7 protein-coding genes and 1 pseudogene are annotated in these 8,721 nt (G+C 71.5%); 2 read left to right on the top strand and 6 right to left on the bottom strand.

The annotated features are described in order from the left end of the window. Together AB0C20_RS33170 and AB0C20_RS33165 are read right to left on the bottom strand one after the other, a co-directional pair. Positions 1–1,009 (bottom strand): histidine kinase (locus tag AB0C20_RS33170; protein ID WP_357569481.1); only part of this gene is annotated, 1,009 nt, incomplete at its 3' end. A gap of 48 nt (positions 1,010–1,057) precedes the next feature. Next, positions 1,058–1,765 (bottom strand): DUF305 domain-containing protein, encoded by a 708-nt coding sequence (locus AB0C20_RS33165; protein WP_357188693.1) that lies wholly within the window; start codon positions 1,763–1,765, stop codon positions 1,058–1,060. A gap of 138 nt (positions 1,766–1,903) precedes the next feature. On the opposite strand from AB0C20_RS33165, the gene AB0C20_RS33160 reads away from it, so the two are divergent. Both AB0C20_RS33160 and AB0C20_RS33155 read left to right on the top strand, forming a co-directional pair. Further along, positions 1,904–3,349 (top strand): hypothetical protein, encoded by a 1,446-nt coding sequence (locus AB0C20_RS33160; RefSeq protein WP_357188691.1) that lies wholly within the window; start codon positions 1,904–1,906, stop codon positions 3,347–3,349. Positions 3,350–3,479: 130 nt separating this feature from the next. Further along, a complete protein-coding gene (locus AB0C20_RS33155) occupies positions 3,480–4,691 on the top strand; it encodes an SLC13 family permease (RefSeq protein WP_357188689.1) in 1,212 nt (403 codons plus the stop codon). Positions 4,692–4,695: 4 nt separating this feature from the next. On the opposite strand, the gene AB0C20_RS33150 is transcribed toward AB0C20_RS33155, so the two are convergent. The 4 genes and pseudogenes from AB0C20_RS33150 to AB0C20_RS33135 form a co-directional block, all read right to left on the bottom strand. Next, entirely contained in the window at positions 4,696–5,523 is an 828-nt protein-coding gene (locus AB0C20_RS33150) for a MerR family transcriptional regulator (protein ID WP_238685715.1), read from the bottom strand. A 62-nt stretch (positions 5,524–5,585) separates the two neighbouring features. After that, positions 5,586–7,175, bottom strand: coding sequence for an asparagine synthase-related protein (locus AB0C20_RS33145; RefSeq protein ID WP_357188687.1), 1,590 nt, complete (start codon positions 7,173–7,175; stop codon positions 5,586–5,588). Positions 7,176–7,179: 4 nt separating this feature from the next. Continuing rightward, positions 7,180–8,148, bottom strand: a complete 969-nt coding sequence (locus tag AB0C20_RS33140) for a hypothetical protein (RefSeq protein ID WP_357569480.1) — start codon at positions 8,146–8,148, stop codon at positions 7,180–7,182. A gap of 284 nt (positions 8,149–8,432) precedes the next feature. After that, a pseudogene (locus AB0C20_RS33135) lies at positions 8,433–8,721 on the bottom strand (hypothetical protein); the annotation flags it as partial.

Raw genomic sequence — 8,721 nt, 5'->3', positions numbered from 1 at the left:
CGGCGGTGTACGACAGGACGACCTCGACACCGGCGCCGACACCCGCGTGCTTGAGCGCGTTGGTCAGCGCCTCCTGCACCACCCGGTAGACGGTCAGCTCCAGGCCCGGCGGCAGGGCCGGCGGCGCACCGGTGACGGTGCTGCGAACGTGCAGACCGGCGTCGCCGAACCGGGCCAGCAGGTCGGGCAGCTCGGCCAGCGCGAGGCGTCGGTGCTCGGGGTCGGCCGCCACCTCCAGCCCGTCGGCCCCGTCCGCGCCGGTCGGGCTGGCGTCGCGCAGAACGCCGACCAGGCGGCGCATCTCCTCCAGCGCCTGCCGGCCGGTGTCCGCGACCACCTTCACGGCGGTACGCGCCTGGGCGGGGTCACGGTCGAGCATGAACCGGGCCCCGTCCGCTTGGACGATCATCACGGCCATGCTGTGGGCGACCACGTCGTGCAGCTCACGGGCGATCCGGGTGCGCTCCTCGGCGACCGCCGCCCGGGACTCGGCCTCCCGCTCGCGTTCCAGTGTGGTGGCCCGCTCCTCCAGGCTGAGCACATAGAGTCGGCGGGTCCGCACGTTCAGCGCGACCAACCACACCGCGCCGGTGACCAGCGCGTACCACAGCGCGGTCACCCACCACTGGATGACGTTCGGAGTCTGTGCGGCGGCCAGCAGCACGCCGACGGCCGCGACCGCGCCGGCCAGTACGCCGTCGCGCAGCCGCCGGCCGTACTTCACCACGCTGTAGAGCGCGATCAGAACGGCCACGTCGTAGATGAGCGGACCCCAGCGGGCGATCACCTGGATCAGGGCGAGCACCGCGACCGCCACCGTCACCGCGCTCGGGTGGGTGCGGCGGAACAGCAGCGCCACCGCCATCCCCACGCCGACAGCCGTGGCCGCCCAACCGCCCGGCTGGCTCACCGCCGCGGCCAGGGAGACGAGGACCACCAGCGCGGCGACGGCCACGTCGAAGGCGACGCCGCGCAGCGGGCGACCGAACACTGTACGTCTCACGGTCACCCAGCGTACGTGCCGGGATGTTCGGCCCTCGCGCCCCGCGCACGGGAATCAGCCGCCGAGGACCTCGCGCATGCGGTCGATCTCGACGGTCTGCTCGGTGGCGACGGAGTTGGCGAACTCGTTGAGCGTCAGGTCGGAGCCGACGGTGAGCAGGTTGGTGGCCATCTCGATGGCGCCCTGGTGGTGCTCGGTCATCATCCGGACGAAGAGCCTGTCGAAGTCCGCCCCACGGGCCGCGGCGAGTTGCCCCATCGCCTCTGGCGACTGCATCCCGCGCATGGTGCCGTGGTCGTGCCCCTGCACCTCCGCGGGCAGGCCACGGGTCTGCAACCAGCCGCGCATCATGCCCATCTCCGGCCCCTGGCTGGCCCGGATGCGCTCGGCGATGGCCCGGACGTCGGGGTCGGCGGCCCGGTCGGGGGCGAGTTCCGCCATCGCCAGGGCCTGCGCGTGGTGCGGGATCATCATCCGGACGAACCAGACGTCCAGCGAGTTGTGCGGGGCGGGACCGGCGTCGCGGACCTCGTGCGCCGGGCGGGTGGCCGCCGTCTCACCCGGGCGGCCGGGCGCGATGACGGTCAGGTCGGTGGGGACGGGGCTGGCCGTCGGCGACGCGGCGGAGGTGGCGGGCGCGGAGACCGGCCGCGGTGCGCTCGTACCGGTGTCGCCGTCGAGGCGGATCACCATGAACACCACGAGCGGCAACACGAGAGCCAGTGTGACGACCGCCAGGATGCGTGCGCGCCGATTGGTCATGGGCCACTCCCTGCAGTCGAGGTCACCGCGATGCTATCCATTGAAGAAGCCGCTTTCATGTGATCCAGCTCACATCGACGTTCTTCGTCGAACGGTAACGTGTCAACCATCGTCTCCCCCTTGCGAAGGGCCCCGCCGATGATCAGATTCCACAAGCCACGGTTACGACAACTGCGTGTCGTGGCGCTCGCCACGACCGGCCTCCTCGTCGCCAGCGCCCTCGTCGCTCCGGCGAGCAACGCCCAGACGGTGCCGCAGGCGGCCCCGGCCCCCGCGCTCACCAACACGATCCCCGGTGTCGACGAGATCGTGAGCAGCCCCAACCTGCGCCAGATCGCCAACGTGCCCAAGGTCGCCCCACTGGACGGGACAAACAGCGACATCGCCTTCCAGGGCAAGTACGCGTTCGCCGGCAACTACAACGGCTTCGTCATCTACGACATCTCGCGGCCCAGCGCGCCGACGGTCAAGGCCCGGGTGCTCTGCCCGGGGTCGCAGAACGACATCTCCGTCCACGGTGACCTGCTCTTCCTCTCCACCGACTCGTCGCGCAGCGACGACTCCTGCAACAGCACCACGCAGGGAGCGGACGTGAAGGGCTCGTGGGAGGGCATCAAGGTCTTCGACATCAAGGACAAGGCCAACCCGCGCTACATCAAGTCCGTCGAGACGGCCTGCGGCTCCCACACCCACACCCTGGTGCCGGGCAAGGACCGCAAGGCCATCTACCTGTACGTCTCGTCGTACAGCCCGCGGGCCGAATTCCCGGACTGCCAGCCGCCGCACGACTCCATCTCCATCATCAAGGTGCCGGTGAAGAAGCCGACCGACGCGGCAGTGGTCGCGACGCCGAACCTCTTCCCGGACGGCGGCTTCCCCGGCAGCCAGACCGGCTCGGCGACCACCGGTTGCCACGACATCACCGCCTACCCGTCGAAGGACCTGGCCGCCGGCGCCTGCATGGGCGACGGCATCCTGCTCGACATCAAGAACCGCGAGGCTCCCCGGGTCATCAACCGGGTCCGGGACGAGGTCAACTTCGCGTTCTGGCACTCGGCCACCTTCAACAACTCCGGCACCAAGGTGATCTTCACCGACGAGCTGGGTGGTGGCGGGGCGGCGACCTGCAACGAGACCGTCGGCCCGAACCGCGGCGCGGACGCCATCTACGACATCGCCGGCCGCGGCAACGCCCGGACGATGACCTTCCGCAGCTACTACAAGATCCCCCGGGCGAACGCCGACACCGAGAACTGCGTGGCGCACAACGGCTCGCTCATCCCGGTGCTCGGCAAGGACATCATGGTCCAGGCGTGGTACCAGGGTGGCATCTCGGTGTTCGACTTCACCGACTCGGCCAACCCGAAGGAGATCGCCTTCTGGGAGCGCGGCCCGCTCTCGGCCGACACATTCGTCGGCGGCGGCACCTGGTCCGCGTACTACTACAACGGCCACATCTACTCCAACGACATGGTGAAGGGCCTGGACGTCCTGGCGCTGAACGACTGGCGTACCTGGTCGGCCAAGCTGACCCGCTACCAGGAGCTCAACGTGCAGACCCAGCCCAGCTACCTGGGCTGGTAGGCACCACGCACCACACCGGGCCCGGTCTCCGATCTTCGGAGGCCGGGCCCGGCTGCGGGCACGGTGGGGCCCGTCACCAGGACGGGGGTTGCGAACCGGCTGGCCAGACGCTGTGCCAACGTGAACAGACGTGACAGTTGCCGCCCCGCCCGAACCGACCACACGTCGGCGACCCCACCCCCTGGACCTGGTGGCGGCCGTCCTCGCCGTGGTCGGGGCGGCCTGCGCACTGAGCGGGCTGCTCCCCCGCGCGGAGACCACCGCCACCCTGCACCGGATCCTGCCGCTGCTGCTGTTCCTCGGCACCGTGATCGTGCTCGCCGAGCTGACCGCCGTGGCCGGTGTCTTCGACGTGCTGGCCAGCCGACTGGCCATCGCCTCCCGGGGCAGGTGGGCCCTACTGTTCCTGCTCTGCGGCGCTCTCGCCACGCTGACCACCCTCGTGCTCAACCTCGACACCACAGCCGTGCTGCTCACCCCCGTGCTGCTCGCGCTGGCCCGGAACCTGCGGATCCCCGCCGCCCCGCTCGCCGTCACCACGGTCTGGCTGGCAAACACCGCGAGCCTGTTGCTGCCGGTGTCCAACCTGACCAACCTGCTCGCCGCCGACCGGGTCGGGCTGGCACCCCTGGCGTACGCGGCTCGGATGGCGTTGCCGCAGCTCGCCGCCGTGGCGGTCACCATGGCCCTACTCTGGTTCGGGTGGTGGCGGAGGGAGCGGCCCCTCGGTGGGCGTTTCGTCCCGCCGACCCGGCACGTGCCGGCCGACCCGGTGCTGCACCGTACGGCGCTCGCCGGTTGCCTGATCTTCGTCGCCGGCATCCTCGCCGGTGTGGAGATCGAGATCGCCTCCACCGTCGGGCTCGCGCTGGTACTTGTCGGGTTCGTGGTCCGCTCCCCCGCCACGTTGCGCCCGGGGCTGGTCCCGGTGCGCCTGCTGTTCTTCGTCACCGGCCTGTTCCTGGTGGTGCAGACCCTCGGCCGGCACGGGCTGGACGACCTTGTCGGCACCCTGGTCGGCGCCGACGGTGGCGCGCTGGGCGCCCTGCGCGCCGGTGGCACCGGAGCGCTGCTCGCCAACGCGGTGAACAACCTGCCCGCCTACCTGGCTGGCGAGTCGGTGCTGCCGACCGGTGACCACACCCGCCTGCTGGCCCTGCTGATCGGCACCAACGTCGGCCCGCTGGCCGCCCCCTGGGCGTCACTGGCCACCCTGCTGTGGTTCGAGCGCTGCCGGGCGGCCGGGGTGGCGGTGCCGGTGACCCGGTTCGTGCTGACCAGCACCATGCTCGCGGTCACCGCGACGCTCGCCGCGGTCGGCGCGCTGCTGCTGGTGAGCTGAGCGCTCAGTCGCGGTACACGGCGACCTGAAGTTCGGTGACGCCCTTCTCCGGGGTGTCCGGGCAGTAGTCGAGGTAGACCTCCCGGGCGAAGCCGTCGGTGCGGTAGCCGTTCTCCTCGATCCACCGGGCGAGCGCCTGCATGCTCGGCTCGACGTCGTCCATCGCACCGTGATGGATGATCGTCGCGGCGTTGCGCAGCTCCGGCAGGTCGCGCACCGTGACGTCGGACGCCGCGGACGGCTCGGCGTCGACGAGCACACCGGCGTGTACGACGACAGCGTCGCCGCCCGAGTCGGCCGGCTCGTACCAGGCGATGCCCGGCCCCGTCGGCGTGATCCCGGCGGCGTCCAGCCGACGGAACAACTCCGGGTAGAGCGGCTGGATCACCGGGCCGATGTCCTCGCCCTGATAGCTGGGCGCGACGGCGGTCAGCTCCGCGACGCGGACGGGCGCGATCTCCTTGAGGACGACGTCCTGGGTGGTCATCCGACCCTCCGACTCGATCATTCGGAGCCTCGCCTCGACAGCCGTGAGCCGGGCCGTGTCAGCGGCCAACTGTTCCGCCAGTTGGCTCCGGCGCAGCCGCAGCATGCCGCGCAGCTCGGCCACGTCGACGGCGTCGTCGACGATCGCGCGCACCTGTTCGAGGGTGAGGCCCAACTCCTTGAGGGCGATCACCCGGTTGAGCCTGCGCAGCTGGTCGGCGCGGTAGAAGCGGTAGCCGGTGTGCGGGTCGACGCTGGCCGGGGGCAGCAGGCCGATGCTGTCGTAGTGGCGCAGCATCCGCACCGACACCCGGCCGAGTCTGGCGAAGTCTCCGATGGTGAACATGGTTCCTCCACACTCGTCCCTGACACCGTGTCAGAGTCAAGCGTGGGGTGCAGGGACGGCCGTCAGTGGCGGGCGGGGCGCGGGCCGACCAGCCGGCGGACCATCGGGGCGGCGTTCCACTTGGCCGCGCCGACCAGGTCGCGAGCGTGCTCCAGGACCGTGTAGTCGGGTCGGGTCAGCCCGTCGGCGATGGCCCGGTCCAGGTCGTTGCCGCAGCGACTCAGCACGGTGTCGAAGTCCCGACGGACCGGCTCCTGCAGGTCGTAGCCGAAGGAACGGTGCAGCCGAGCGAAGAGCGGCTTGTACAGCCGGACCCGCTCGTGCAACCCCGACGAGTACGACATCGGGTTCTTCGGACGGCGGAGGATGTAGTCGGGCAGCACGTCGGCGAACGCCCGCCGGACGATCCACTTTTCCTGCCCGTGGCGCAGCTTCAGATCCACCGGCAACCGCATCGCCAGCTCCACCACGCTGAGGTCGAGGAACGGCACCCGGGCCTCCACGCCGTATGCCATGGCCGCGCGGTCGACGCGCTGCAACTCGGTGCGGCACAGGTTGCGGATCCGGTGCAGGAACAGTCGGCGGGCCGCCGCCGGGGCGACCTGGTGGTACATCGGGTACCCGCCGAACAGCTCGTCGGAGCCGTCGCCGGTCAGCACCACCTTGATGCCCAGGTCGCGGAGCCGCCGGAAGATCGGCACCGAGACGACCGCGTTGATGATGTCGCCGTACTCGGTCAGCTCGGAGATCCGGATGGCCTCGCGGACGTCGGCGAGCCGGATGTCACGCGGTCGCAGCTCGACCACCACGTGCGGCACGTCGAGGTCGGCGGCGAGCCGCCGGGCGTACGCCACGTCGGGGCTGTCGGCCACGCCGACGGTCACCGCGACGCAGTCCGGGTGGATGTCGCGCACCTGCCGCAGGGTCAACGAGCTGTCCAGCCCACCGGAGAGCACCACCCCGACGGTCAGGTCGGTCTCCACGCGCATCCGGATCGCGTCGCTGAGCGCGGCCCGGACCAGCAGCGCGGCCTCGTCCGGGTCGTCGATGACCGGCAGGCCGTCGCCGATGGTGAGCAGGTCGACGTACGGGCTCAGTCGCACGTGCCCGTCCGTCTCCGCCCAGCCGTGGTGCCCCGGCGGCACCTCGTTGATCGGGGCGCCGTGCCCGACGAGCGCCTTGACCTCGGAGGCGAGGTGCAGGCAGCCGGGTCGACGGGACCAGTACAGCGGCTTGACCCCGAGCGGGTCGCGGGCCAGGTAGGCCCGGCCGGTGGCCCGTTCGACGACAGCGAAGGCGTACTCACCGCGGAGTCGGGTCACCGCCGCCTCGCCCCACTGCTGGAACGCGGCGAGCAGCACCTCGGTGTCGCTCTCGGTGCGGAAGGCCTGCCCCAGCCGCGTCAGCTGCGCCCGCAACTCCCGGTAGTTGAAGATTTCGCCGTTGAAGCAGAGCAGCCACCGCTCGTCGGTCGACGTCCACGGCTGCACCGCCCGGTCCCGGTCGACGACCCGCAGCCGCCGGGTGCCGGCGAGCAGCCCGCTCTCGGACCGGGTCTCGGTGACCTCACCGCGAGGGGCCAGGGCGGCGAGCATCCGCCGGAAGGTCGCCGGGTCGGCCTCGGGGCCGATGCTCAACGCGATGCCGCACACCGGCTCAGACCCCCATCTCGGCCTCGTACGCCCGGCGGAGGCGACGCCGGGCGGTGGGCGCGAGGCACAGGTGCCAGGCCTGCCCCTCGTCGATCACGTTCAGCTCACCGGCCTCCTGCCGGCTCAGCAGCAGCTCCGCCAGGGCCTCGCGCGCGCCGAAACGCTCGAACCAGGCCAGCTCGACGTCTGCCGAGTAGCCGAGGCAGTGCCCGCTGGGCAGCATCGCCGCGTAGCCCAGGCGGCGCAGCCGGTACTGGTGCTCGGCGCTGCGGACCAGGCTGGTCACCCAGAGCGGCGGGGTGGCCGGCGGCGCGACGGCGGTGAACTCCCGTCCGAGGTCGTTGAGCAGCGCCACTACCTCGCGCCGGGCGCGCCGGAACAGCAGCCCCGCGGTGCGCGGGGTGGCGTCCGGTCGCAGCCGACGACGCAGCCCGCGGGCGGCCCGGCCCAGTATCGTGGCGGGCTGTTCCTGGTAGCGGAAGCGCAGCAGGTCACGGCGGCGCAGCCACTCCAGGTCGACCAGCTCGGGGCTGCCGTTGACCTGGTCGTCGGTGACGAAGCTCGGCGCGTCCTGCCACCACAGCACGTCGATGCGGGAGAGCAGGTAGATCCGGACCAGCGCGCCGAGGTCGGTCGCCGAGGTGCGGTCGTTCGGTTGGTAGCGGGCCATCTCCAGCAGCAGCGTCTCGCGCGCGCCGATCAACCCCTGCGGAGTGGCGTCGAGGACAGCGGCGAGTGCCGGCTCCCGCAGCCGCTCGTCGATGAGCACCTGCCGGGCCCGGGTGCTCGCCGCGTCGGCAAGGGCGCCGACCTCTACCAGCAGTTCGGTGACTGCGGCCCGGTAGGCGGGCAGGTCGGGGGCAGGAGCGGGAACGCGGCGGGCGGTCGCACCGGAGGGTCGACGGCGGGCCGGGGCGGTGGGCGACGGAGGCGAACCGGGCTGCTGTCCCGGGCTACGGCTGGGCACTCGCATGACGGGTCCCTCTCTCCGGTCACGGCACTGGGTGGTTCGCCCTGAAACACACCGTAATCATCGGGGCCGGAACGGACCGAACATTCCTCCTATCTCCCCCCTAACGGAGCGTGGACGACGTACCCCAGGCAGGTGATCCTTGGGTTTGGCGCTTTGGAGCTGATGTCGCAAACGAATCAACGCCGCCGGCTCTTCGCAAGCGGGCAGTGATGCGGCAGAGGCGGTACTCCAGGCGGTGCACTGGGCCCGGGTGGACGGCACCACCCAGTGATGTCACAAACGATTCAGCTCCAAAGGCACCAACCAACACACCACCCACCGCCGCCCGCACCCACCGCACGCCGCCCATCGCCGCCAGCCGCCATCGCCGCCAGCCGCCGCCCACCGCCGGCCGGGCCCACAGCGAGCGAGCCGAGCATGGCGCCCGCCGACGGGCCGTCTGGCGCGGGGCCGGACCCGGCCCGGCCACCACTGTCGGAGCGTGGAACGACGATGGCGGTTTCGGTCCGACGACTGGCGATCGCGGTGGCGGCGGCGGCGACGCTGGTGTCGTTGGTGGGGTGCGGCAGCGGC

It is taken from the genome of Micromonospora sp. NPDC048843 (assembly GCF_040649965.1).
Lineage (GTDB): Bacteria > Actinomycetota > Actinomycetes > Mycobacteriales > Micromonosporaceae > Micromonospora > Micromonospora hortensis.
The sequence above is the reverse complement of the archived record's forward strand: the minus strand, read 5'-3'. Positions and strand labels throughout refer to the sequence as shown.